The sequence below is a fragment of the Leifsonia aquatica genome, from assembly GCF_014190775.1.
In the GTDB taxonomy this organism is placed as follows: Bacteria; Actinomycetota; Actinomycetes; order Actinomycetales; family Microbacteriaceae; genus Leifsonia; species Leifsonia aquatica.
Map to the genome: position 1 here is coordinate 501516 of NZ_JACHVP010000002.1, position 25759 is coordinate 527274.

Annotated in this window: 18 protein-coding genes and 1 pseudogene; 14 read left to right on the forward strand and 5 right to left on the reverse strand. The window is 72.8% G+C overall.

Going from position 1 to position 25759, the window contains the following annotated elements; all coding sequences use genetic code 11:
- Positions 1–23: 23 nt before the first annotated feature.
- The 4 genes and pseudogenes from FHX33_RS12395 (at position 24) to araA (ending at position 5357) form a co-directional block, all read left to right on the forward strand.
- Positions 24–1061, forward strand: a complete 1038-nt coding sequence (locus FHX33_RS12395; protein ID WP_021758319.1) for a LacI family DNA-binding transcriptional regulator — start codon at positions 24–26, stop codon at positions 1059–1061.
- Between the two features lie 307 nt (positions 1062–1368).
- A pseudogene (locus FHX33_RS12400) lies at positions 1369–3060 on the forward strand (xylulokinase); the annotation flags it as partial.
- A gap of 39 nt (positions 3061–3099) precedes the next feature.
- Positions 3100–3825, forward strand: coding sequence for an L-ribulose-5-phosphate 4-epimerase (locus tag FHX33_RS21365; protein ID WP_021765653.1), 726 nt, complete (start codon positions 3100–3102; stop codon positions 3823–3825).
- A complete protein-coding gene (araA, locus tag FHX33_RS12405) occupies positions 3825–5357 on the forward strand; it encodes an L-arabinose isomerase (RefSeq protein ID WP_021765652.1) in 1533 nt (510 codons plus the stop codon). The genes FHX33_RS21365 and araA overlap by 1 nt, the downstream gene beginning before the upstream one ends.
- A 139-nt stretch (positions 5358–5496) precedes the next feature.
- Here the strand turns inward: araA and FHX33_RS12410 are convergent, their stop codons facing one another.
- Positions 5497–6510 (reverse strand): helix-turn-helix domain-containing protein, encoded by a 1014-nt coding sequence (locus FHX33_RS12410; RefSeq protein WP_183428574.1) that lies wholly within the window; start codon positions 6508–6510, stop codon positions 5497–5499.
- A 95-nt stretch (positions 6511–6605) separates the two neighbouring features.
- On the reverse strand, positions 6606–7577 hold the full coding sequence (locus FHX33_RS12415; protein ID WP_183428575.1) for an alpha/beta hydrolase: 972 nt from the start codon (positions 7575–7577) through the stop codon (positions 6606–6608).
- Between the two features lie 231 nt (positions 7578–7808).
- Between FHX33_RS12415 and FHX33_RS12420 the strand changes: the two genes are divergently transcribed.
- The gene (locus tag FHX33_RS12420) at positions 7809–8663 is read left to right on the forward strand and encodes an NmrA family NAD(P)-binding protein (protein WP_021759459.1); all 855 of its coding nucleotides are present in this window, start codon (positions 7809–7811) and stop codon (positions 8661–8663) included.
- Between the two features lie 119 nt (positions 8664–8782).
- Here the strand turns inward: FHX33_RS12420 and FHX33_RS12425 are convergent, their stop codons facing one another.
- From FHX33_RS12425 to FHX33_RS12435, 3 genes are all read right to left on the reverse strand, one after another.
- The gene (locus FHX33_RS12425; RefSeq protein ID WP_021764581.1) at positions 8783–10477 is read right to left on the reverse strand and encodes a phospholipase C; all 1695 of its coding nucleotides are present in this window, start codon (positions 10475–10477) and stop codon (positions 8783–8785) included.
- A 61-nt stretch (positions 10478–10538) separates the two neighbouring features.
- Positions 10539–11828 carry an iron uptake transporter deferrochelatase/peroxidase subunit gene (gene efeB / locus FHX33_RS12430; protein WP_183428576.1) on the reverse strand — a complete coding sequence of 430 codons (1290 nt, stop codon included), beginning with the start codon at positions 11826–11828 and terminating at the stop codon, positions 10539–10541.
- On the reverse strand, positions 11825–12997 hold the full coding sequence (locus FHX33_RS12435) for an EfeM/EfeO family lipoprotein (RefSeq protein ID WP_183428577.1): 1173 nt from the start codon (positions 12995–12997) through the stop codon (positions 11825–11827). Before FHX33_RS12435 ends, efeB begins: the two co-directional genes overlap by 4 nt.
- 350 nt (positions 12998–13347) lie before the next feature.
- On the opposite strand from FHX33_RS12435, the gene FHX33_RS12440 reads away from it, so the two are divergent.
- The 9 genes from FHX33_RS12440 to FHX33_RS12480 all read left to right on the forward strand — a co-directional run bounded on the left by FHX33_RS12440 (position 13348) and on the right by FHX33_RS12480 (position 25629).
- The gene (locus FHX33_RS12440; RefSeq protein WP_179700821.1) at positions 13348–13902 is read left to right on the forward strand and encodes a hypothetical protein; all 555 of its coding nucleotides are present in this window, start codon (positions 13348–13350) and stop codon (positions 13900–13902) included.
- Positions 13902–14696, forward strand: a complete 795-nt coding sequence (locus FHX33_RS12445) for a lytic transglycosylase domain-containing protein (protein ID WP_221209621.1) — start codon at positions 13902–13904, stop codon at positions 14694–14696. Before FHX33_RS12440 ends, FHX33_RS12445 begins: the two co-directional genes overlap by 1 nt.
- Complete coding sequence (locus tag FHX33_RS21965) at positions 14693–16534, forward strand: serine/threonine-protein kinase (protein ID WP_183428578.1); 1842 nt, start codon at positions 14693–14695, stop codon at positions 16532–16534. The genes FHX33_RS12445 and FHX33_RS21965 overlap by 4 nt, the downstream gene beginning before the upstream one ends.
- A gap of 103 nt (positions 16535–16637) precedes the next feature.
- Positions 16638–17651 (forward strand): phosphate ABC transporter permease subunit PstC, encoded by a 1014-nt coding sequence (gene pstC / locus FHX33_RS12455; protein WP_021762235.1) that lies wholly within the window; start codon positions 16638–16640, stop codon positions 17649–17651.
- A gap of 13 nt (positions 17652–17664) precedes the next feature.
- The gene (pstA, locus tag FHX33_RS12460; RefSeq protein WP_021762233.1) at positions 17665–18978 is read left to right on the forward strand and encodes a phosphate ABC transporter permease PstA; all 1314 of its coding nucleotides are present in this window, start codon (positions 17665–17667) and stop codon (positions 18976–18978) included.
- Entirely contained in the window at positions 18978–20615 is a 1638-nt protein-coding gene (pstS, locus tag FHX33_RS12465) for a phosphate ABC transporter substrate-binding protein PstS (protein WP_183428579.1), read from the forward strand. The genes pstA and pstS overlap by 1 nt, the downstream gene beginning before the upstream one ends.
- A 282-nt stretch (positions 20616–20897) precedes the next feature.
- A complete protein-coding gene (locus tag FHX33_RS12470) occupies positions 20898–23381 on the forward strand; it encodes a hypothetical protein (RefSeq protein WP_183428580.1) in 2484 nt (827 codons plus the stop codon).
- Between the two features lie 77 nt (positions 23382–23458).
- Positions 23459–24553, forward strand: a complete 1095-nt coding sequence (locus FHX33_RS12475) for a type 2 periplasmic-binding domain-containing protein (protein ID WP_021763274.1) — start codon at positions 23459–23461, stop codon at positions 24551–24553.
- A gap of 29 nt (positions 24554–24582) precedes the next feature.
- A complete protein-coding gene (locus FHX33_RS12480) occupies positions 24583–25629 on the forward strand; it encodes a hypothetical protein (protein ID WP_021763273.1) in 1047 nt (348 codons plus the stop codon).
- The last annotated feature ends 130 nt before the right edge of the window (positions 25630–25759 follow it).

The following is a 25759-nucleotide window of genomic DNA, read 5'->3' on the forward strand; positions in this document are numbered from 1 at the left end:
ATGCGCGCCGCTAGGGTGAAGGGATGATCGAGAGCGGACGCGCCCCGGGGGTGCGCGAGGTCGCGGCCGCGGCGGGGGTCTCGCGGCAGACCGTGTCGCGCGTGCTGAACGACCACGCCAGCATCCGGCCCGAGACGCGCGACCGCGTGCTGGCCGCGATGGCCGAGCTGAACTTCCGGCCCAATCGCGCCGCTCGGATGCTCACGACCGCCCGGTCGACGACCATCGGGGTGCTCGCGGCCTCCACCTCCTCCCTCTTCGGCCCGGCCTCCAGCATCGACGCGGTGGAGAACGCCGCGCGCGACGCCGGGTACTTCGTCACCGTCGCGCTGGACCGCGCCTCGGTCGAGGCCGCCCTCGACCACCTCCTGGCGCAGGCCGTCGAGGGCATCGTCGTCATCGCCCCGCAGCAGCGGGTGCAGGATGCGATGGCCGCCGTGTCGCTCGCCGTCCCGTCGGTCACGCTGCACGGCGCCGGCGCCGCGGGCGACGACGGCGTCTTCGTCGACCAGGTCGAGGGAGCACGGCTGGCCACGCGTCACCTGATCGAGCGCGGGCACCGGCGGATCGCCCACCTGTGCGGCCCGGGCGACTGGTCGGAGGCGCGTGCGCGTCGGGACGGGTTCCTCGCCGAGGTCGCGGAGCACGGCGAGGGCGGCGCCGGGGAAGTCGCCGGAGCCGGAGGAGTCGTGGGGCTCGTCACCCGGGAGGGCGACTGGACCGCGGCCTCCGGAGCAGAGATCGCCGCCGAGCTGCTCGCCGACGAGAGCGTGACCGCCGTCTTCTCCTCCAACGACCAGATGGCGCTCGGCGTGCTGCACGCCGCCCGCCTCGCGGGTCGCCGGGTGCCGGAGGATCTCGCGGTGGTCGGTTTCGACGACATCCCCGAGGCCGCGTTCTTCGCGCCGCCGCTCACGACCGTGCGGCAGGACTTCGCCGAACTCGGCCGCCGCTGTGTCGCCCGCCTCGTCTCGCTCATCGAAGGCGGGGGAGCGGAGGGTGCGGGCGTCGCCTTCGGTGCGCCCGTCGCGCCAGTGCTGGTGGAGCGCGCGTCGGCGTAGCGGCTGCGCGCCCGCGGCGTCCCGGCCGGCGGCGCGCGGCGTGTTGTGACGAGCGGATGGGCTCGGCAAACGAGTGGTCGAGACGCGCCGCGACTGCGCGTGCCCGCGCGGCGTGTTGCGACAAGTGGATGGGCTGAGTGCCGGCAACGCCGCGCCAGTGAACGAGTGGTCGAGACACGCCGTCAGCGCACGTGCTCGCGCGGCGCGTTGCGACGACTGGATGGGCGCCGCACGGCTTGACGTGCGAGCGCCGCCCACCGCATACTGGAGTCGCAATTGTGACCGGTCACAACGTGGTGAGGAACAGATGACGGCTTCAGAGCGCGCCGGGGGCGACACCCCCGCACAGCCCGCCCCCGCGACCATCCCCGCGCCCGCCGCGCCCGCTGCGCCCTCCGCGCCCGCCGCCCGCGACGCCATCCGGGCCGGCCGCACCTCCCTCGGCATCGAGTTCGGCTCGACGCGCATCAAGGCCTGCCTGGTGGATGCGGCCGACCCGTCCCGCGTGCTGGCCGTCGGCTCGCACGAGTGGGAGAACGAGCTCGTCGACCGGGTGTGGACGTACTCCCTCGACGCGATCTGGTCGGGTGTGCAGGCCGCGTACGCCGACCTGGTCGCCGACGCCGAGCGCAACCACGGCGTGCGTCCGGAGACGTACGGGGCGATCGGCGTCTCGGCGATGATGCACGGCTACCTCGCGTTCGACGCCGAGAATGAGCTGCTCGTCCCGTTCCGCACCTGGCGCAACACGAGCACCGGGCCCGCGGCGGCCGAGCTGACCGACCTGCTGGGCGTGAACATCCCGCTGCGCTGGTCGATCGCGCACCTCCACCAGGCGGTGCTCGACGCCGAGCCGCACCTCCCGCGCCTCGACTCCATCACGACGCTCGCGGGCTACGTGCACCGCCGCCTCACGGGCCGATCCGTTCTCGGCGTGGGCGACGCGTCCGGGATGTTCCCGATCGATCCCGCCACGCGCGACTACGACGCGGACCTCGTCGCGCGCTACGACGCGCTGCTCGCCGAGAAGGCGCCGGCGCTGGCGCCCGGGCTGGCCCTCGGACGTATCCTGCCCGAGGTGCTCGTGGCGGGCCAGGCGGCCGGCGAGCTGACCGCCGAGGGGGCCGCGCTGCTGGACCCGTCCGGCGCGCTGCGCCCGGGCATCCCGCTCTGCCCGCCGGAGGGCGATGCCGGCACGGGGATGGTCGCGACCAGCTCGGTCGCACCGCGCACGGGCAACGTCAGCGCCGGCACCAGCATCTTCGCGATGGTCGTGCTCGAGCGCCCGCTGGCGAGCGTGCACCACGAGCTCGACGTCGTGACGACCCCGGCCGGCGACCCGGTCGCGATGGTCCACTGCAACAACGGGGCGAGCGAGCTCGCGGCGTGGGTCGGCCTGTTCGGCCGGTTCGCCGAGGCCGCGGGCGCGCCGGTGGATGCCGACGCCGCGTACGACGCGCTGTTCCGGGAGGCGCTGGCCGGCGAGAGCGACGCCGGCGGCCTCCTGGCATACAACCACCTGGCCGGCGAGCCGATCGCCGGGCTGGACGAGGGCCGCCCGCTGGTCGTCCGCACGCCGGGCAGCCGCTTCACCCTCGGCAACTTCATGCGCGCGCAGCTCTACGGCGTGTTCGGCACGCTCGCGCTCGGGATGCGCGTGCTCGCCGACGAGGGCGTCGCGCTCGACCGGATGTTCGCCCACGGGGGCATGTTCCGCACCGCGGGGGTCGCGCAGCGCTTCCTCGCGGGCGCGCTCGACGCGCCGGTGTCGGTCGCCGAGACGGCGTCGGAGGGCGGCGCGTGGGGCATCGCCGTCCTGGCCGGCTACCTCGTGGAGGCGGAGCGCGGCGTGAGCCTCGACGACTACCTGCGCCGCCAGGTCTTCGGAGGCTTCGCGTTCGAGACCACCACCCCGCATCCCGGCGACGTCGCGGGCTTCGGCGCCTACATCGAGCAGTACCGTGCCGGCCTCGCCATCGAGCGCGCGGCCGTCGACAGCGATCCCCCTCGCCGCATCCACCCCGGAAGGAGCCACCCGGTGACCGACGCAACCGCCGCCGAGCCGAACCACCCCGAGACCCCCGCCGTCCGGCGGGTGCGCGAGCAGGTCGCCGCGCTGCACGCCGAGCTGGTGCGCTACGGGCTCGTGGTGTGGACGGGCGGCAACGTCTCGGGCCGCGTGCCCGGGGAGGACCTCTTCGTCATCAAACCGAGCGGTGTCGACTACGACGACCTCGCCCCCGAGAACATGATCCTGTGCACGCTGGACGGGGAGGTCGTCCCGGGCTCGCTCGGATGTGACCGGTCCCCATCCTCCGACACCGCTGCGCACGCGTACGTCTATCGCGAGCTGCCCGAGGTCGGCGGCGTCGTGCACACGCACTCCACTTACGCGACCGCCTGGGCCGCGCGAGCCGAGCCCATCCCGTGCGTCATCACCGCGATGGCGGACGAGTTCGGCGGCGAGATCCCGGTCGGCCCGTTCGCGATCATCGGCGACGACTCCATCGGCCGCGGCATCGTCGCGACGCTCGCCGGTCACCGCAGCCGCGCCGTCCTGATGCAGAACCACGGCGTCTTCACCATCGGCCGGGATGCCCGCGACGCGGTGAAGGCCGCCGTCATGGCGGAGGACGTCGCCCGCACGGTGCATCTCGCCCGCCAGGGCGGACCGCTCGTGCCCATCCCGCAGGAGGCGATCGACCGCCTCTTCGACCGCTACCAGAACGTCTACGGACAGAACCCGGAAGGTGCCATCTCCTGATGCCGAAGCTCACTCCGTCCCCGAACTCCGCCACCCTCGACGGCTACGAGGTCTGGTTCCTCACCGGCAGCCAGCACCTTTACGGGCCCGAGACGCTCGCGCAGGTCGCCGAGCAGTCCCGCCAGATCGCCGACCAGCTCGGCGCGTCCGCCGATGTGCCGGTGCGCGTGGTCTGGAAGCCGGTGCTCACCGACTCCGACGCCATCCGCCGCGTGATGCTGGAGGCCAACGCCGACGACACCGTGGTCGGTCTCGTGGCGTGGATGCACACCTTCAGCCCCGCGAAGATGTGGATCACCGGCCTCGACGCCCTCCAGAAGCCGCTCCTCCACTTCCACACCCAGGCGAACGTCGAGCTGCCGTGGGGCGAGATCGACTTCGACTTCATGAACCTCAACCAGGCGGCGCACGGCGACCGCGAGTTCGGGTACATCCAGACCCGCCTCGGCGTGCCGCGCACGACCGTCGTGGGTCACGTGAGCAACCCGACCGTCACCTCCCGCATCGGCACCTGGACCCGTGCCGCCGCGGGCTGGGCCGCCACCCGCTCGCTGAAGCTCGCGCGCTTCGGCGACAACATGCGCTTCGTCGCGGTGACCGAGGGTGACAAGACCGAGGCCGAGCTCGTGTTCGGCGTGCAGGTCAACACCTGGGGCGTGAACGAGCTCGCCGACGCCGTGGCCGCCGCCTCCCCCGCCGACGTGGATGCGCTCGTCGCCGAGTACGAGGAGCTCTACGACGTCGCTGCCGAACTCCGCCGCGGCGGTGACCGTCACCAGTCGCTGCGTGACGGCGCCGCGATCGAGTTGGGCCTGCGCTCCTTCCTCGAGGGCGGCGGCTTCAGCGCCTTCACCACCAGCTTCGAGGACCTCGGCGCGCTGAAGCAGCTCCCCGGCCTCGCCGTGCAGCGGCTCATGGCCGAGGGCTACGGCTTCGGCGCCGAGGGCGACTGGAAGACCGCGATCCTCGTGCGCGCCGCGAACGTGATGGGCGCGGGCCTGCCGGGCGGCGCCTCCCTCATGGAGGACTACACGTACGACCTGACCCCGGGCGACGAGCGCATCCTGGGCGCCCACATGCTCGAGGTCTCGCCGACGCTCACGACCGCGAAGCCGACCCTCGAGGTGCATCCCCTCGGCATCGGCGGCAAGGACGACCCGGTGCGGCTCGTCTTCACGGCGACGCCCGGCCCGGCCGTCGTCGTGGCGCTCTCCGACATGCGCGACCGCTTCCGGCTCGTGGCGAACGTGGTGGAGGTCGTGGAGCCGTCCGCCCCGCTGCCCAAGCTCCCGGTCGGCCGCGCCGTGTGGAAGCCGGCCCCCGACTTCACCACCTCGGCGACGGCGTGGCTGGAGGCCGGCGCCGCCCACCACACCGTGATGAGCACGGCCGTCGGGGTGGAGGCGTTCGCCGACTTCGCCCGCATCGCGCGCACCGAGCTGCTCGTGATCGACGACGACACCACGCTGCGCGGCTTCGAGCGGGAGCTCGACTGGAACGCCGCGTACTACCGCCTCGCCCGGGGCATCTGACCCGGGCCTCCCTCGTCCTGGCCGCCGGCATGTCATCGGCCCGGCGGCCAGGATCCTCCTCGGCCAAGCGCTCGCCGAGACGGCACGAATGTACGGAGAATGCGCCGAGACGGCGGAGAATTCGCCGCCTCGTCGACCGCTACGGGAGGCGGGACTCGAGCAGCGCGAGCAGCTGGCGCGCCGCGGTGTAGCGCATGCGGCCGAGGGTGCTCCGCGGGTCGTAGCCGAGACGGTCGAGCACCCGCGGGAGGCGCGCCTGCACGGTCGAGTGGTGCATCCCCAGCGCCACGGCGGCGGCGCGCACGCTGCCGTGCTCGACCAGCGCGTCCATCGTCGTGAGCAGGTCGCGGCGGTCGTCGCGTGCGTGGTCGTCCCGCAGCGAGAGGAGGGCAGCGACGTCGGGATGCGGCGGTGCGCCCGGTGCAGCAGCATCGGCGGCGAGGGCGGCGTCGAGCACGACACCGAGATCCTGCGCGCGGAAGAGGGGATGCGGCGAGCCGCTCAGCCGCAGGGCCACGACCGCGCTGCGCCACGACCGGGGAAGCGTCTCCCAACCGCCCGCGACCCCCACGCCCGTCGGGTGCGCGGGCGAGGCCGGCGGATCCACGGTGAGCGATGCGCGCAGCACTCCGTACCGTGTCGCCACGATCGCCGCGGGACCGCACCCCGGATCCGGATCGGTCGGGAGGGTCGCGACCACAGCGACAGACGCGCCGGTCAGTCGCAGGGCACCGGCGGCGCGGGCGCGCGCCTCGGGGTCGGCATGGTCGTCCAGCAGCAGTTCCGCGGAGGCCGTGGCCGGCTGCCGCCGTGCGTGGGCGGTGGTGGCGGCGAGGGTCATCCGCTCGACGATGATCGCGTCGTTGGCGTGCGGCTCGCCCTCGCGCTCGAGCCAGCCCGAGGCGTCGCCGACCTCGTGCGCGGCGACGACGGGCGCGGTGCGGCCGCCCTGCGCCCGCCCCTCGGGATCGAAGCGCAGCACGCGGCCGTCGAGCGCGACGCCCGCCGTGGCCCCCGAGAGCACGGCGCCCGCACGAACGATGGCGGGGACCCCGGCCTGGCCGGTGGTCAACGTGTCGAAGAACTCGATCACCTTGAGGCTCTCGCCCGCCTGCGGGTCGACGGCCGCGAGACGCCCGACGAGCTGATGCATCCCATGCTCCCTCGCTCGGCGACGCCCTGCTCAGAGGGTTTCGCCCCACCCTAGTCGCGCCGGAGGTCGGGTGGGGCGAAGCGGATGAGGCGCCCTCAGCCCTCGATCAAGCGCGCGACCCAGTTGGTGCGGGCCTCGAGCATGAGCTGGCTGATCCGCGCGTGCGGCGCCATCATGTCGAACCCGTGGAAGCCTCCCGGCCAGACGTGCAGCTCGGCCTCGCCTCCCGCCGCCCAGATGGCGGAGGCGTACGCGACGTCCTCGTCGCGGAACACCTCGGCCGACCCGCAGTCGATGAAGGCGGGCGGGAGGCCGCCGAGGTCCGTCGCGCGCGCCGGGGCCGCGTAGATGGAGACGTCGTCGCCGCCACGCCGATCGCCGAGCAGCGCGGACCAGCCGGTGATGTTGCTGCCGCGGTCCCAGACGCCGACGCCGTCGATCTGCTGGGTGGAGACGGTCGCGTCGCGGTCGTCCAGCATCCCGTAGATGAGCACCTGGCCGATGAGCGCGGGCCCCTTGCGGTCGCGGGCGAGCAGGGCGGTCCCGGCGGCGAGGCCACCGCCCGCCGAGGCGCCGGCGATGAGGATGCGCTCCGCGTCGATCCCGAGCTCGGCCGCGTGCTCGGCGGTCCAGACGAGGCCGGCGTAGCAGTCCTCGACCGGGTAGGGGTCGGGGAACTCGGGGGCGAGGCGGTACTCGACCGAGACGCAGACGGCGTCGAAGCGCTCGACCCATTCGAGCGGTTGCAGGAGGCCGGTGTAGCGGTCGCCCATGATCATCCCGCCGCCGTGCGTGTGATAGATCCCCGGGCCGTACCCGGTGTGGTCGGCGCGGGCGAAGACGGTCACCTCGATGCTGTCGCCGCCGTGGCCGGGGATGGTGTGCGTGCGATGCACGATGGGGCGGTCGCCGACGAGCTCGTCGACGGCACTGGCGACGACGGTCGACTGCCGCAGCAGCGGGATCATCTCGGGCGTCAGCGTCGGGGGCAGCTGTTCGGCGAGGGCGGTGAGCACGGCGGCCAGTTCGGGGTCGAACGGCGGCCGGGCGATGGTCGTGTCTGTCATGGTCTCCTCCGGGGTGAACGACGGTGTTCGGATGCCGGCAGCCTCAGCCTCGCAGCAGCCGGCCGCCTCCCGCCGCAGCCATTCCGGTCGGTTCCGCCCCTCCCGCCCCGCCGAACGCGCGCTCAACCTCCGCCGAGTACGCGGAAAGTGGGCCGGAAACGGTCGAGTACGCGGAGATTCCGCGTACTCGACGGTCTGGTGCGGGGCGAGCCGGGGAGGTTGGATGGGCGTATGACGGACAACACGGGGATGCCCACGCTCGCGGTGACCGGCGTGACGGGGACGGTCGGGCGGTTGACCGCGGCAGCGCTCGCCGACGCCGCTGTGCCGTTCCGGATGCTCGCCCGCACGCCCGCGAAAGCGCCGCATCTTCCCGGGACGGTGACGCTCGCGTGCACGTACGGCGATGCCGACCAGGCCCGCGCCGCCCTGGACGGCGTCGAGACGCTCTTCATGGTCTCCGCGGCGGAGAACGCCGAGCGGCTGCGCGAGCACTACTCCTTCGTCGACGCCGCGGCGGAGGCCGGGGTGAAGCACATCGTCTACACGTCGTTCGTCGGCGCAGCGCCCGACGCGACCTTCACCCTCGCGCGCGACCACTACGCGACCGAGCAGCGCATCCTGAGCACCGGGATGGCGCACACCTTCTTGCGCGACAACCTCTACCTCGACTTCGTCGAGTTCATGATGGGGGAGGACGGCGTCATCCGCGGTCCAGCGGACGGCGGTCGGGCGGCGATGGTCGCGCGTGCGGACGTCGCCCGCGTCGCGGCAGCGGTCCTGCAGCATCCCGAGCGTCACCGCGACGTCACCTACGACCTCACCGGCCCCGAGGAGCTGACGATGGCGGAGGTCGCCGAGACCCTCTCGCGCCGGCTCGGCCGGGCGGTGTCGTTCCACGACGAGACCGTGGAGGAAGCGTACGAGTCCCGGAAGAAGTGGGACGCACCGCAGTGGCAGTACGACGCCTGGGTCTCGACCTACACGGCGATCGCCGCGGGCGAGCTGGCGGGCGTGAGCGATGCGGTCGAGCGCGTCACCGGCCGCGCTCCGCTCTCGCTCGACGAGCTGCTCCGCGACCGCTGACGAGCGAAACGCCCGCCGAGGTTCACGTCGTGGCGCTCATCCGGGCTGGAATGAGCGCCACGACGTGAACCTCGGCGGGCCGGGCGGTGCGGGCGGGCCGGCGGGTGCGGGAGGCGCGGCTAGGGCTGGGTGGACCAGCCTCCGCGAGGCGGGGTCGGCCAGTGCGGGCGCGTCGAGACGACCTTCGTCACGGCGCCGCTGGTCGGATCGAGCAGCACCTCCCGCTGCTGCGGGTGCCACCAGTCGAACAGGCCGCCGATGGAGCCGGCGCGCGTGTCGAACGATGCGTCGCCGATCCGGCCGGTCAGCCAGTTGTTCTCGATGAAGCGGAGGACGCTGGTCTGCTCGATCGGGGTGTGGTCGACCTTGTTCTGGGCGGCCCACGGCGAGATCAGCAGGAACGGCAGGCGCTGGCTCGGACCGCAGCGATCGGCGTACCCGCCGGCGGTGCGCGAGACGCTGGTGCACACGGCCGAGTCGACCGCCGCATCCTTCGACCCGTTGGTCACCTTCGGCGCCACGTGGTCGTACCAGCCGTCCGAGTCGTCATAGGTGACGACGACAGCGGTGCTCGACCAGCTGTCGGACTTCTGGATGGCGTTGATCTCGTTGACGAGGAACTTCTGCTCGTCCAGCGGGTCGGAGTAGGCGGCGTGGCCGTCCTGCGCCTCCGGCGCCTTGAGGAACGAGACGGCGGGCAGGTTGTCCGCCTTCAGCGCCGCGTCGAACGAGGTCAGGTCGTACTGGTGGTTCGCCTGGTCGGTGTGCCCGATCGCCTTCACGCTGGAGGGTGCGAGGTGGTGCGGGTTCGAGGTCGACTTGTAGTACTGGAACGGCGAGTGGTGCGGCGAGTAGTCCTTCGGGGTCGCGCCGGCCACGTTCGCCGTGGTCTTGTCGCAGGCCGCGTACGAGCCGGACTGGCCGTTCCAGGCGGTGGTCGGCGTGAAGCCGCCCTGGAACCAGCCCCAGGTCACTCCGCGCGCGTTGAGCAGGTCGCCCACGTTCTTGCCCGACATCCCGACGACCGCGGAGGTGGAGGTGTGGTCGTTGTCGGAGCAGTCGTCGTACGCCGGGTCGGGGTCGCCGATCACGGTCCCGACGCCCGCGGCGTTGGGCGACTGGACGGCCGTCGAGGCCGGCAGCACGGCCCCGGTCTTCGGGTCGTAGGCGGTGCCGCCGTGGGTCTGACCCGAGACGAGGTTCAGCGCGCCGGGGGTGGAGGGGCCGAACTCGGTGTCCCAGTTGTTGTCGCTCATGGCGTAGTTCTGGGCGTAGTTCCACATGCCGGTGACGGTGTTGCCGTCGTAGTAGTCCATGACCAGACCGGGTGCGCCGTACGCGCCGGTGCAGGTGTCGGTGCTCGTCTTCTGGACGAACATGTCCATCTTCCCGGCGTCGACGGCGGCCTGCTCGGCTGCGTAGCTGTGGTTCTGGTCGCAGGTCACGGCCTGGTCGGGGGTGAGCCGCTTGGGCGGGTAGAGGTTGGGGTTGCTGGTGAGCGTGCCGCTGCTGGTGAGCGTGTTCGCCGCCGGGGTGCGCGGGGCGGCGGTGAACGGCGTGCCGTCGGTGTTGGCCGCGTTGGGGTAGGTGCCGAAGTAGTGGTCGAAGGAGATGTTCTCGTCGAAGATCACGACGAGGTGCTTGATCGGGGTGACGGTCTGCGCGGAGTGGTCCCCGTGGCCGCCGTAGCCGTTCGCGGAGGCGGAGGCGGGCGAGCCCGCCAGGACACCGGCGCCGACGAGCGCGACGACGCCCAGGAGGGCGGCTCCCGCTCCGGCGAGGGTGGAGCGGCGCAGACGGGAGTGTCTGGACACGATTCCTTCTTTCCTGCTGGTGGTGGGACCGGCGCGGGTGCGCCGGTCGGCCTCGCGACGTTCAGGCGAGCATCGTGCGCCCGAGCCAGTCGGAGGAGTCGCGGACGCCGGGCAGCGCGAAGTAGTACCCGCCGCCGAAGGGCTGGATGTAGTCGACGAGCGGTTCGCCGGCGAGGCGCTTCTGCACGGCGACGAACTGCCGGTCGAGGTCCTGGTTGAAGGCGACGAAGACCAGGCCCATGTCGAGGTTGCCGTTGGCGTCGGTGCCGCCGTCGTAGTTGTACGCACGGCGCAGCAGCCGCTGGTCCGCGGTGTCGGCGGTGCGCGGGTTGGCGAGCCGGATGTGCGCGTCGAGTTGGATGACGTCGCCGGTCGCGTCGAGCTCGTAGTGCGGGTCGTCGAACTCGCGGGAGGCGGTGAGCGGGGCTCCGGAGTCGCGGCGGCGGCCGATCATGTTCTCCTGCTCGTGCAGGTTCACGCGGTCCCAGAACTCGACGAGCATCCGGATGACGCGCACCACGTGGTAGCTGCCGCCGGTCGTCCAGGCGGGTTCGCCTCCACTGCCGCCGCGCGCCCACACGAGCTTCGACATCAGCGCGGCGTCGGTGACGTCGGGGTTGCTGGTGCCGTCCTTGAAGCCCATCAGGTTGCGGGGCGTCCCGCTCGGCCGCGGCGGGGAGACGAAACCGTCCTGCCGCCAGCGCACCTGCATCCCGCCGCGGGTCGCGCGGGCGATCTCGCGGACCGCGTGCGTGACGGTGTCGCGCTCGTCGGCGCAGACCTGCAGCAGGAGGTCGCCGTCGCACACCTCCCTGCGCAGCGCGTCGTCCGGGAACGCATCCATCGCCCGCAGCCGAGCGGGTTTCGCGGCGGCGAGCCCGTAGCGGTCGTCGAAGAGGGAGGCGCCGGCCGACAGGGTGACCGTGAGCGAACCGGGCTCGACCGTCGGGCCGAGCACACCGGAGTCGCGTGGAGGCGCGGTGAGCCCGGGGTCGGGCGGGGTGCCGCCGGCGGTGAGGAACCGGGCCCGCTCGGTGATGGTCTTGAGGAGGTCGGCGAGCTCGGCGCGGTCGGCCGCCGTCGCGTCGAGGGCGACGAACGCCGCAGCGCGCTGCGGGGTGGTGAGCACGCCCTGCTGGTGGGTGCCGTGGAACGGGTACGAGCGCGGAGGCGTCGCCGCCGACGACGAGGAAGGGGCGGACGAGGCGGCCGCGCCGATCCCGGCCCCGGCACCCGCCGCGACGGCCGCTGCAGCGGGCAGAGCCACCCCCGCCGCCAGGAACCCCCGGCGTCCGAGGCGGGTGCTCCGCTCGTCCGTGGCCTGTTCCGCGGCGCGCTCCGTCTCGGTCACGATTCCCTCCTCGGGTCGCAGATGGCGGCGACGGGAGCGAGCAGTTCCGCGTCGTGGTCGAGGGCGGCGTCGAGGCGCTCGCGCTGGCCGCGGTCGAGGCCGGCGAGCGGGGTCCAGGTGCCGTCCGCGGCGCGGAACGACTCGACGAGCGTGCGCGTCTGCTGCAGCTCCTCCGTCGTGCGGTCCAGGTCGGGGTAGCGCGGGGCGAGGATGTCGTGCAGCGGCGCCAGCGCCTGCTCCGCCCCGTCGAGGTTCGCGTCGATCGTGGCCAGCTCGGTGCCGGACCCGGCATCCGCGGCGCCCGTCAGCACGTCCTGGACGGCGACCTCCACGATCTCGTGGGCGCGCAGCGCGATCGCCCCCGGGTCGATCTCGGCGTCGGCGAACGTGCCCGCGAGGCTGCCGACCTCCGTGCCGAGCTGCGCCGCCGACGCGGCGACCGTCGCGGTATCCGCGCCGCCCCAGAGCTGCGATTCGACCAGGTGGAAGCCGGTCAGCCCGTCGCGCGGCAGTCCGTCGATCTGGTCTCCGACATCGCCGAACGCGTCGTACGCGGCGCCGAGGGTCTCATAGGTGGTGTGGGCCGCCAGCCAGTCGCGCTTCGCGGCCGCTAGGTCGCCCTCCTCGGCGTCGGCCGAGAGCGCGGCGACCTGCTGCTGCAGCACGGGCAGGCGGGTGCCCACCCACGTGCCATAGGCGAGTGCGACGGGGATGAGGTCGCCCCTCGTCACCGGGACCATCCCCGGCGTGAGCTGGGCGGAGGCGGGCGCACGGCCGACCGTGACGGTGGGCCCGCGCACCGGGTCGGCGTCGGCGGGCAGGCAGACGAACCGGTACCTCCCGCTGCCCAGCGCGACGTGCGCCTTCGCGTGGGCGCCGGCGCCCAGGTTCTCGAGGTCGAGGTAGACCTTGCCGCCGACGGCCTCCTGGAGGTAGACCTCCATCCCCGCGACGGTCGGGTTGGTGACGGTGAGCTCCTCGTCGCCGCCCGGCGCCGTGCCGTCGTGGCCCCACCCCGCGCCGCAGTCGTCGAGTCCGGCCGAGACGGCGTAGGTGCCGGAGGCCGCTGCGACGGCGACGGGCCGTGCGGCGATCGCGAGCGTCACGGCCACCGCGACGAGCACGCCGACGATCACGAGGATCGCGGTGAGGCGCGTGCGTTTCGACATCGCGGGGAGTCCTTCGCGGGGGAGGTGCGGGGAGGCTGGAGCGCGGCCGGTGGCGCTCCGGCAGCAGCGATCCTAGGAGCCGCCTATGCATCGGGGGAGGGGAGGTCACCCCTTGTTCACCGGACGGTCACGGGGGTGTCCCCGAACGGGGGGTCCCGCCCCGGAGCGGGCTGGGAGACACGGCGTGGACCGGTGAGAATCCCCACAGACTGGGGGTGCGCCGGACACCTCTCCTTCACCTTCCCGTCGCCGCGCCTTCATGGGCGGCCCGCACCGTATGCGTGACGGTCGCCCACCAGAGGCACGAGACCCCGCGTGCCGGCCCCGTCCCCTCTCCCGAAGGCACAGCCATGTCCGCTTCGCCGCGCATCGTTTTCTCCACGTTCCGTTCCAGCGCCGACCCGATGTTCCTGGCCTGGACGCGGTTCCTCCAGACCGTCGAAGGCGCGGCCCGCCGCACGGGCTCGATCGCGGTCTCGCGCCCGGGCACCCCGGCCGCGACGAGCGTCGTGCGCCGGACGCCGATGGCGCACCCCGTCGTGGCGGACGGCGCGTGCGGGGTGTGGCGCATCCTGGCCTCCAACAACCGCGAGCTGGGCCGCAGCGCCCGCGCGTACACCTCCTACGCCAGTGCGCGCGCCCACGTGATCGCGCTGCGCGCCGGCGTGGATGAGCTCCGGCTGACGACCGTGAGCGGCGAGCGCACCGGGATGCACGGCTGGTACCTCTCGCACGGCCGCCAGCCCGTCATTACCTGCGGTCGCTGGTACGGCGCCGCCGCATCCGGGACGACGGCCGCCTTCGCCGCGATCGACGCGCTGCGGGAGGCGGAGATCGAGGACACCGTGCGCCGCCTCGAGCCGCCGCGGCGCACCGGCGCGGTCGCCGACGACGTCGTGTGGTGATGCGGAGGCTGCTGCTCGTCGCTGGGGCCGCCGCGATCGCGGTCGTCGTGGGCGTGTGCGCGCTCAGCTCGGCCCCGGCGCCCCGGGGATGGAGCGTGCCGCCCTCCGATGTCGTTCCGGCGGGGGAGGCGATGCCCGAGGGCACGCCCGCCGACTCGACGGGGCTCGGCGCGCCCGCCACCGCGGCCCCGGCTGACGGCCCACTCGCCGCCGGCAACTCCGCCCGTGTCTCCCGTGCCTGGGCCGCCGACGTCGCGCGCCGCACGGGCATCCCCGGGCGGGCCGTGCTGGCCTATGCCGGTGCGGCCACCGCGATCGCCGCGAAGGACCCGGGATGCCGCCTCGGCTGGTCGACGCTCGCCGGCCTGGGCGCGGTGGAGTCGCACCACGGCACGATCGGAGGCTCGGCGCCGCAGGGGGACGGAACCGTGCAGCCGCCCATCCTCGGGCCGCGCCTCGACGGCACCGACTACGCCGCGATCGATGACACCGATGGCGGACGCGTCGACGGCGACCCACGATGGGATCGCGCGGTCGGGCCGTTCCAATTCCTCCCGTCGACCTGGGAGCAGTGGGGAGCCGACGGATCCGGCGACGGCGTCGCCGACCCGCAGCAGCTGGACGACGCCGCCCTCGCCGCCGGCCGCTACCTCTGCTCCTCCGGGGACCTCTCGCAACCCGCCTCGTGGCGCGACGCGATCTTCGCCTACAACCAACTCGACTCCTACGTCGACGCCGTCGCGGCCGCCGCGAACGCCGCCGCTGCGAGCGCGCGCGGCGCGGGTGGCCGATGAGCGCGTTCGCCGGCCGGTTCGAGCTCGACGGACTGCTCGGCAGCGGCGCGACGGCCTCCGTCTACAGCGCCCGCGACACCACGACGGGCGAGACCGTCGCCGTCAAGGTGCTGCACCCCCGTCTCTCGGGCACGGCCGCCGAACGAAACGCCTTCTTCGCCGAAGCGGCCGCGGCGGCGCGGGTCGACCATCCCGGAGTCCCCGCGGTGCTCGGCCACGGCGTGGACGAGGGAGGCGGTGAGCCGCGCGCCTGGATCGCGACCGCCCGCGCCCCGGGACGCACCCTCGCGCGGCTCGTCGAGGCCGACGGTCCGCTGGATCCCGCCGCGGCCCTCGCGCTCGCGGCACGGCTGCTCGACGCGCTCGCCGCGGTGCACGCGGCGGGGCTGGTGCACCGTGACGTCGCCCCGGGCAACGTGGTCGTCGCCGACGACGGCGCGGTCTCGCTGCTCGACTTCGGTCTCGCGGACGCGCCGGGGCGGGCGGCGGTCGGCGGCGACGTGCTGCGCTCGCGCGCAGGCGCGACCGGAGTCGGAGGCGGGGAGGTGGACGGCGGCGTGATCGGGAGCGTCAACTACCTCTCGCCCGAGCAGGCCCTCGGCGCGCCCGTCGACGAACGCGGCGATCTCTACCAGGCGGCCGGCCTCCTGCACTTCGCGCTGACCGGGCGTCCGCCGTTCCCGCGTGCGACGGCCGCGCAGACCATGGCGGCGCACGTGTCCGCGCCGCCGCCCGTGCCGTCGGCACTGGACTCGCGCATCCCGCGGGCCGCGGACGAGATCGTGGTGCGCGGCCTGATGAAGCAGCCGGAGGCCCGCTACGCGAGCGCCGCGGCGATGGCCGCGGCGGTGCGGGCGGTGCTGGGGGAGGCGGCTCCACCCGCGCGCGGCTCTGGTGGGACCTCCGTGCTCGACACCGGGACCGCTCTGCTGCCGACCACGGTTCCGGTCTCGCCCACCGTGCCCATCGCGCCCTCCGTGTTCATCGGTCCCGGCGGGGTGCCGGTCGATCGGGAGGCGGCGACCACCGTCATCCCGCGCGGGCGTCGCGCGCCTGAGCGCGTGTCCGCGACCCCGGCCCCCACGGTGCGACCGCCGGTGAGGCGTCCGGAGCCCGCCACCGCGCCGCGTCCCCTCCCCGCGCCGACCGGAGCGGCACGACCCGCCGCCGCACCCGCCGCCCGTCTCGGCCGCACCGCCCTCGCCGTCACGGCCGGAGCTGTCGCGGTGGCGGCGACGATCTGGCTGGTCGCCGCCAACGCCGCGCCGACGGCGCCGCCGACTCTCGTGGCGGTCCCGAGCCCGCCGCCGTCCGTCGCACCCGAGACGCCCACCCCCCAACCGACCGTCGCTCCCGCGGTGACCGTTCCACAGGACGTGCCCATCCCGGATCTCGCCGGTCTCTCGCGTGCCGATGCGGCGGCCCGACTCGCAGCCGCGGGCCTGACCGCCGGGTCCGTCACCTCCCGCGACGGCATCGCGGCGGCGGGGACCGTGCTGCAGACCCAGCCGGCGTCGGGCGTCCCCGCGGCGCCAGGGACGGCTGTCGCCCTCGTCGTCGCATCGGGCCGCAACGCCGTCCCCGAACTCCACGGCCAGACCATGCTCGCCGCCGGCGCGACCCTCTCGGCGGCCGGCTTCGCGGTCATCGAGCGGTCGGTCGTCGACTCCACCGTCCCGGACCGCACCGTGCTCGGCAGCGAGCCTGGCGCCGGCACGGTCGTCGCGCTCGGCGAGACGGTCACTGTCGTCGTCAGCCGCCTCCCCGCACAGCCCACCACGACCCCGACACCCGCCCCCACCCCGACGTCGCAGCCCACCCGGCCGCCCGCGCCATGACCCCCATCCGTGCACGGTTGCAGCCCCTTCACCCCCGCGTCTCCGGGCGTTCACCCGCTCTGAGCACGCTGTGCCGAGGCGCACGCCGATCCGAGGAACCCGAATGTCACAGCACACCCTGACCGTCCCGCCCGAGCCGGGCACGCGCCAGCGACCCCGCTCGCTGGCCTCGCGCCCGTCGCGCTCCGACTCCGTCTTCCGCACTGTCAGCTACGGCGCCGGCGCCACGACGGTCGGCATCATGCTCGCCGTCGGCTTCTTCCTGGCGGTACGCGCCGGGGATGCGCTGAGCGTCACCGGGTTCTCGTTCCTCACCGAGCAGCAGTGGTCGCCCGAGACGCAGAAGTTCGGGATCGCCGCGGTGCTGAGCGGCACCGTCACGATCGCGATCATCGCGATGTGCGTCTCCGTTCCCCTCGCCCTCGGCACCTCTCTCCTGATCTCCGAGATCGTGCCGCCGCGGGTCAAGACCGCGCTGATCAGCCTCGTGGACCTGATGGCCGCCGTGCCGAGCGTGGTCTACGGCCTGTTCGGCCTGTTCTTCCTGCAGGAGAACATCATCCCCGTCGCCCGCTGGATCTCGGGGCACTTCGGCTGGATCCCCGTCTTCGCCGTCACCGACGGCAGCGGCCACGCGCTCACCGAGGCGAGCGCGTTCACGTCGTCCGCGTTCATCGCCGGGCTGGTCGTCGCGCTCATGGTCGTGCCCACCCAGACCTCGGTCATGCGCGAGGCGTTCTCGCAGGCGCCGGCCGGCGAGCGCGAGGGAGCGTACGCACTCGGCTCGACCCGGTGGGGGATGATCCGCTCGGTCGTGCTGCCCTTCGGCCGCGGCGGCATCATCGGTGGCACGATGCTGGGCCTCGGCCGCGCGCTCGGCGAGACGATCGCCGTCTACCTGATCATCTCGCCGGTGTTCACGATCAACCTGCAGGTGCTCAAGACCGGCTCCAACTCGGTCTCCGCGCTCATCGCCAACCGCTACGGCGAGGCGAGCTCGTTCGGCCTCTCGGCTCTCATGGCCGCCGGTCTGGTGCTGTTCCTCATGACGCTCGTCGTCAACTTCACCGCCTCCTCCATCGTCGCCCGCTCGCGCTCGGGCGCCCAGACCAACTGACGGCCGGGACCCCATGACCACCACCGAGAACTGGAACGCGCCCACCCTGCTGGTGGACGACATCACGGTCGTCGCCACGCCCGCCGAGCGTCCGGAGCAGCCTGTTGCACCCGCCGCCGACGGGCACACCAGCCTCCCGCCCGAGGACCGCGGCGAGATCGGTCCGCGCCGCGACCTCAGCCAGACCACCTCCGAGGACCGCTTCAACCTGTGGGGCGCGCTCGTCGCCGGGATGGCGCTGGCGCTGCTGCTCTTCGGCTGGTTCGCGCCGCTCACCGGCGAGGTCGGCTGGGCCGTCGTCGCCTTCCTCTCCTTCATCGGCATCTACGCCCTGCTGGTCTCGCTGCGCTCCAACCGCCAGACCGTCGCCGACCGCGTGATGACCGTGCTCTTCGTGAGCTCGGGACTCGTGCTCTTCGCCTCCCTGGTCTTCGTGTTCGTGTTCGCCTTCGTGCGGGGCGCCTCCGCCGTCACGCATGTCAACTTCTTCGGCCAGACGATGGAGTTCGCCGGCCCTCTCGATCCGCTCTCGAAGGGCGGCATCCTGCACGCCATCGTGGGCACGCTGATCCAGATCGCCATCGCGCTCGCGATCACCGTGCCGCTCGGCGTCGCGACCGCGGTCTTCCTCAACGAGATCGGCGGGAGGTTCGCCCGCTTCGTCCGCACCATCGCCGACGCCATGACCGCGCTGCCCTCGATCGTCGCCGGCCTGTTCGTCTACTCGGCGATCATCACGTTCGTGACGCATCAGCGCTCGGGCTTCGCCGCCTCCCTCGCCATCACCGTGATGATGCTGCCGATCGTCATCCGGGCGTCCGATGTCGTGCTGCGGCTGGTCGCCGGCAACCTGCGCGAGGCGTCGTACGCGCTGGGCTCGACCCGCTGGCGCACCGTCTGGCACGTCGTGCTGCCGACCGCGCGCTCGGGTCTCGTGACCGCCGTCATCCTGGGCACCGCCCGCGGGATCGGCGAGACCTCGCCCGTGCTGCTCACCAGCGGTGTCACGGCCGTGATGAATCTCAATCCGTTCAGCGGCCCGATGATCTCCCTGCCGCTGCAGGTCTTCGACTTCGTCAAGAGCCCGGAGCCGAACATGATCGCCCGCGGCTTCGGCACCGCCGTCGTGCTGATCCTGCTCGTGCTGGCGCTCTTCTTCGCCGCGCGCGTGCTCGGCGGCAAGGCGCCGGGACAGCAGTCCGCCGGCAGCAGGCGCCGGACCGCCGAGGCCAGCCACCGCGACCTGATGCGCATCGAGACCGCCGCAGCGGCTCCGAGCCCCAGCCCGATCTCCCTCTCCACCGACCAGAAGGACCCCACGCCGTGATGCCCCGATCCCCCCGACGCATCCTGCGGATCGCGCTGGCCGCGGCCGCCGCCGTGCTCGCCGTCGCCGCGCCGCTCGCCCCGCAGACGGCTCAGTCGGCGCAGGCCGCGAACTGGGCGCCGATCACCGGCACCGGCTCCACCTGGTCGCAGAACGCGCTCGACCAGTGGCGCCGCAACGTCGCCACGAACTACAGCATGACCGTCAACTACTCCGGCACCGGCTCCTCCGCGGGCCGTCGCGACTTCATCGCGCAGACGGTCGACTTCGCGGTGAGCGAGATCCCGTTCCAGTCGGCGCCCGAAGACGGCTCCGCACCTGAGAAGCCCACTTCCGGCTTCGCGTACATGCCGATCGTCGCCGGTGGCACGTCGTTCATGTACAACCTCAAGATCGGTGGCAAGCGGGTCACCAACCTCCGGTTGAGCGGCGACACGATCACGAAGATCTTCACCGGCGTCATCACCAACTGGAAGGACCCGCAGATCGCCAAGGACAACCCCGGTCTCGCCATGCCGGACAAGGCGATCGTGCCCGTGGTCCGCTCCGACGGCTCCGGCTCCACCGCCCAGTTCACGCTGTGGATGTCGAAGCAGCACTCCGCGCTGTGGAACTCGTTCTGCAGCAAGGTCGGCCGCCCGAACCCCTGCGGGCTGACCTCCCAGTACCCGTCGTACGGCAACTTCAAGGCGCAGAGCGGCTCGCTCGGCGTCGCGGGATACGTCAGCCAGTCCTACGGCGAGGGCGCGATCACCTACGTCGAGTACTCCTACGCGCTGAAGTCGGGCTTTCCCGTCGCGAAGGTGCTGAACGCCGCCGGGTACTACATCGAGCCGACCGCGCCCTCCGTGGCCGTCGCCCTGATGAAGGCGGCGATCAACGACAACGCCTCCTCCCCCGACTACCTCACGCAGATCCTCGACGGCGTCTACAACGGCGCCGATCCGCGCACCTACCCGCTGTCGAGCTACTCGTACATGATCGTGCCCACCCAGGTGGCGGGCATCTTCACGGCCGAGAAGGGCAAGACGCTCGGGGCGTTCTCGAACTACATGCTCTGCGAAGGGCAGCAACAGGCGGCGACCCTCGGCTACTCGCCGTTGCCGATGAACCTCGTGCAGGCCGGTTTCACGCAGATCAAGCGCATCCCCGGCGCCGACGTGAGCGGCGTCGACCTCAACAAGTGCAACAACCCCACGTTCAAGCCGGGCGACTCGCCCTCGAGCAACCAGCTGGCGGCCACCGCGCCCCAGCCGGCCGCCTGCGACAAGCAGGGTCCGGACCAGTGCACCACCGGCACGGCCGGCGCGCGCAACACCCCGACAGCGACCACCGGCGGCGGCAAGGGCGGCTCGTCCGCCGAGGCCGGCGGTGGGGCGGGAGCCGGAGGTGCCGGTGCCGGCGCGGGGTCGACCGACGCCGGTGCGGCCGCCACCGACGGGTCGACCGGCACGATCGACGACACCCAGCTCACCAGCGCCAACGCCGCGCGTGCGACGCCGTTCGCGCTGGCGGACGACGGCTGGGGAGGCCAGCAGACCGTGATGCTCATCGCCGCGGGCCTGCTGGTGCTCGCCATCGTGCTCCCACCCCTCCTCTTCGGCCGCCTCCGCCGCTCCCGGGGCACCACCGAGTAGCCCCCACCCCCACCCCCACCCCCACCCCCACCCCCCACAGCCCGCGAGACGTGAGTCGTTGCGGGTGTCCACCCCCGGACACCCGCGACTACTCACGTCTCGACGGGCTGTTTCCTCATGCCCGCGGGCGCGCCCCGGTGCGAACTCCGCTGGACAAGCTCCCGTCGTCAGCCCGTTCCCGGATCGTTCATCGGGATGTCACGAACCGCCCATAGCTTGGCGCCCGGTCGAGGCAGGTTCGGCCGGAGAAACCCCGGGAGAGACATGGAATCGAGCGGTCGCGTGCGGCCTCGCGGAACGATCGCGCGAGCCCTCGTCTTCGGCGCCCTCGTGGGCATCGCGGCCACCGCCGTGTTCGCGGGAGTGGGCGGAGCCGGAGCCGGATCGGCGCGCGCAGCGGACTCCACCGCCGTCACCGCCACGGCCGCGCAGCAGGACAAGGACGCGAAGGACGCGCCCTTCCCCGACCTCGCCGTCACCGTCTCCCAGACCACCGACCTCATCTCGCAGGGCGTCACCGTGTCGTGGACGGGCGGCAAGCTCTCCACCCCGCCGAGCGGAGGCAACGGCGGCGAGAACTTCCTGCAGCTCGCGCAGTGCTGGGGTGAGGATCCGGACAACCCGGGCCACCCCGACCGCACGACCTGCCAGTACGGGGCGTTCAACACTGCCGGCGCCACCCGCGACGGCTACGTCACCGACGACACCGTCGCGACGCAGGACGAGAAGTTCTCGCTGCCGCGCCGTGGACCGTTCACACCCGGCTACACCTCGATCCCGTTCACGAGCGTCGACGGCACGACGGTCGCCTCGATCGTCGACGGCAAGCAGACCGACACGAACGTCAACGTCAACCAGTTCTTCAACCCGAGCCAGTCCAACGAGGTGCCGTGGGCCGGTTCGGCGTCGAACGGCGCGGGATCGGTGCGCTTCGAAGTGCAGACCGCGCTGCAGGCGAACGGCCTCGGCTGCGGAACCCCCGTGAAGAGCGGCAGCACCACCACGCCGCAGACGTGCTGGCTCGTCGTCATCCCGCGGGGGACCGCCGACTCGGGCGAGCCGCACATCACCCAGTCGGGCCTGCGCTGGGATGCGTGGAAGCACAACATCGCGTTCAAGCTGACCTTCAAGCCGCTCGGCGTCTCGTGCAACATCGGCGCGGCCGAGCGCCAGCTGCGCGGGAGCGAGCTCGTCGCCGGCGCCGTCGCCTCCTGGCAGCCGGTGCTGTGCAACTCGCAGGGCGGAGCCATCTACACGATGAGCAACAGCGCGGAGTCGGACGCCGTCCAGGCGGCGAACGGCGCTGACTCGGCTCCACTGGCCCTCACGTCGCGGGCGCTCGGCGGCACGGAGGACGACCTCCGCTACGCCCCCGTCGCCGTGGGAGGCTTGGCGATCGCCTTCGCTGTCGACCGAGCGCCGTCGGCCGCCGACGGCACTCCCCAGGACCAGCTGCTGAAGGCGGGGCTGTTGTTCGACTCGCTCAAGCTCACCCCGCGGCTGATCGCCAAGCTGCTGACCGCGTCGTACCTCGACTCGCTCCCGACATACGCGGACAAGGGGCACCTCGGTGCGAACGCCCGCAACCTCCTGCTCGACCCGGACTTCCTCGACGTGAACGCGGACATCCCGGACTGGAAGTTCCAGGCCATCGTCGCTCCGTCGGTCGCCGACCTCCTCGTGCCGCAGGGTCGCTCCGACGCGGCCATGCAGCTGTGGCGCTACGTGCTCGCCGACCCCGACGCGAAGGCCTTCCTCGCCGGGCAGGCCGACCCCTGGGGCATGAAGGTCAACCCGACCTCGGCGACCGATGCGGCGATCAACCCGTCCGGCGCCGCCCTCGAGCTGCCGCGCGAGGACTTCCCCAAGGCCGACCCGGTCGTGCAGCCGGTGATCAACGGCGCAGCGGAGGTCAACCTCGTGACGTGGCGCCCCTACACGAACGATCTCGACCAGTCCGCCTACCTCACCCTGCGTGGCGACGGCCAGGTGCTGGGCCAGTGGGATCCGACCTCGTCCCCGGCGAAGTACGCCAAGACGCCGCGCAGCCTCCCCGGCTACCAGAAGGTCCTCGCGCTCACCGACACGAGCTCGGCCGCGAAGTACCAGGTCGTCACCGCCGCGCTCCGGAACCCGGCCGGTGCCTACGTCACCCCGTCGACCCAGAGCCTGACCGCGGCCGCCACCGCCATGACGCCGGTCGCGGGCCAGCCGCAGGTCGTCGAGTACGACCCGGCCGGCACCGTCGCGAAGTCCGCCGCCGCCGCCTACCCGTTGACCATGCCGGTGTATGCCGCGACGAACCCGGCCCGCGGGGATGCGGCCACCCGCGCCGACTACGCCGCGTTCATCCGGTTCGCCGCCACCACCGGACAGGCACCGGGCGTCGAGGCCGGCCAGCTGCCTCCCGGCTACGCGCCGATCCCGGCCGCCTGGAAGGCGCAGGCCATCGCGGCCGCCGCGGCCATCCAATCCGGCGCGACCCTGGACTCGCCCTCGGACGGCGAGGGCGATGGCTCCTTCGGCGACAGCGGGAGCACGGGAGGCTACGGTGCGGACGCCTCGACCGGCGCGACGATCGACACCGCCTCGGCCCCGACCACGCCTCAGGCCCTCGGCAGCGCGGCCGGAAGCCTCAGCGGCGACAAGACCGCGAAGGACCCGGACACCGGAGCCCTCGCCGCCGTCCTCCCCGGCGGCCTGCTCGGCGGTCTCGCCGCGGCCGGCGCCGTCCCCGTCATCGCCCGCCTCCGGCGGTTCCCGTGACGGCACCAGAGCCCGGGTCGGCATCGACCCGACGAGCGCGTTCCGACCGGTCCGCGCCCAACCCGAAAGGAACCAGAGTGAAGATCAAGAAGGCTGCGGCTCTCTGCGCTGTCGTCGGCACCGCCGTCGCCGGTCTCGTGCTCGCCACCCCGGCGAACGCCGACCCCGTGTCGAGCAGCTACGTGCTGGCCGGCTCGGACACCCTGCAGGACGTCAGCAACGCGCTGGCGAACGGCACCCAGCTCACCGGTCCGTTCGTGCGGTCGGTCGCCGACAACGGCACCATCGCCTCCTACGACGCGTTCGGCTCGGCCGCCATCCAGACCAAGCCCAACGGCCCCTACTTCGCCCGTCCGGCCGGCTCCGGCGACGGCGTGAAGGCCCTCAGCCGTTCCATCGACGGAGCCAACTTCTCCATCTCCGGCAACACCACTCCGGCCACGGCGATCAGCGGCCAGGTCGACATCGCCCGTTCCTCCTCCGGTCCTGGTTCCGCGGCCAACCCCACCGGTCCGCTCGCCTACGTGCCGTTCGGCCGCGATGCCGTCTCGTTCGCGATCGCCCCGGGCACGGCCGCGGGCCTCGAGCAGCTCACCACCGCTCAGCTCACGCAGATCTACAACTGCACCCTGACCACCGTCAACGGCGTCGCCGTCAAGCCGGTGCTGCCGCAGTCGGCGTCGGGCACCCGCAAGTTCTTCCTGTCGGCGATCGGCGTCAGCACCCTCGGCTCGTGCGTCAACGACAGCACGCTCGCCGAGAACGACGGCAGCGTCCTCACCCAGCCCGGCCAGATCATCCCGTTCTCGGTCGCCAGCTGGGTCGCCCAGAAGAACGGCGCGGCGCAGAACCGCACCGGCTCGTCCACACTCGGCAGTGCGCTCGGAGCCACTGCTCCGTTCACCGGCACCGGCAACGCGCTCGTCCCGAACGCGGCCTACTACAACAACTCCACCTGGGGCCGTGACACGTTCGTCGTCGTCGAGTACGCGCGCATCGACTCCGCGAGCGCGACCTACGACGCCGCCCTCGCGGCGCTCGTCGACCCCTCGAAGGCGAAGAGCCTGACGAACTTCGGCACCCTCGCCGGGACGTCCGGCGCGGTGAAGTCGAAGTTCGGCTTCCTCGCCCCGTCGAGCACCACGCCGCAGCGCGCGAACCTCTCCTCCTAGTCCAGACCCGAACTGAGAAAAGGACGATCATGAAGACATCCAAGATCGCCATCGTCGCCGCGACGATGGCCGCCACCGCGACGCTGGTCGCCGTGGCCGCCGCCCCGGCCCTCGCCGCCACGCAGGCGAACGGCTCCGACGGCCCGGCGTACCTGTTCAACAACGACGCGGGAGACTTCTCCGCCAACGGATCGACCATCCAGTGGCTGGACGACATCTCGCTCACGCCGGTCACCTCCGACCCGTATGCGGCGTTCCAGTGCTCGGCCGACGCCACCGGCTACCGCACGTTCTGGACCGACCCGGGCAGAGAGCGTCAGCCCACCGCATACAAGGCGTACTCGTCGCTCCTGCCCCTCAACCCGGGCAAGACCGTGATCGGCCCGAACACGCGCCCGCAGGGCCAGCTCGGCGCGATCGCGCAGATCAAGGCCAACGGCGGCAACTACTCGATCGGCTTCGCCTGCCTCAAGGACAACGGCGTGAACCTCGCGGCGAGCGGCGTCTGGTACTTCACGGCGCACATCACCGCGGGCACCGGCGTGTACACGTTCGACGCGCAGAGCGAGACGCCCACCAACCCGGGCAACCCCGCTCAGACGGGCGACATCGCCCTCGAGGCGACCACCGTCGCCGCGCAGGACGGCACCCTGAGCCTCGTCGTCCCGTCCGGCGCCAAGGCGACCCTCGGCACGGCCAGCCTCGTGAACGGTCTGTCGACCTCCACGGGCACCCTGCCGGCGTTCACGGTCGACGACCAGCGCGTCGTCAGCAAGCCGGGCTGGAACCTCACGGCCAGCACGGCGAACTTCGTCAACGGCGCGGACTCGTCGAAGACCATCGACGCGAAGCAGCTCGGCGTGAAGCCGACGATCGCCACGAACCCGGGAGGCGTGGTCGCGGGGACCGAGCACGTCGCCGGAGACGCGACCGCGTTCAGCGGTTTCGCGTCCGCCCCCGCCGGCACCGGAACCGGTGCGACCAGCCTCAGTGCAGACCTGAAGCTCGTCGCCCCGTCCGGCACCCCGGCGGGTACCTACGCCTCGACGATGACGCTGACGCTCGTCTCGAAGTAGCCGTGGGAATCGGGAGGGGCCGTCGAGAGACGGCCCCTCCTGCCCGTTCCCGCCCCCGTCCTCACCCCGACAGTCCTGTTTTCACCCAGTTAACGCCGGCGACACACCCCGGCCACCCGGATTCGGATCA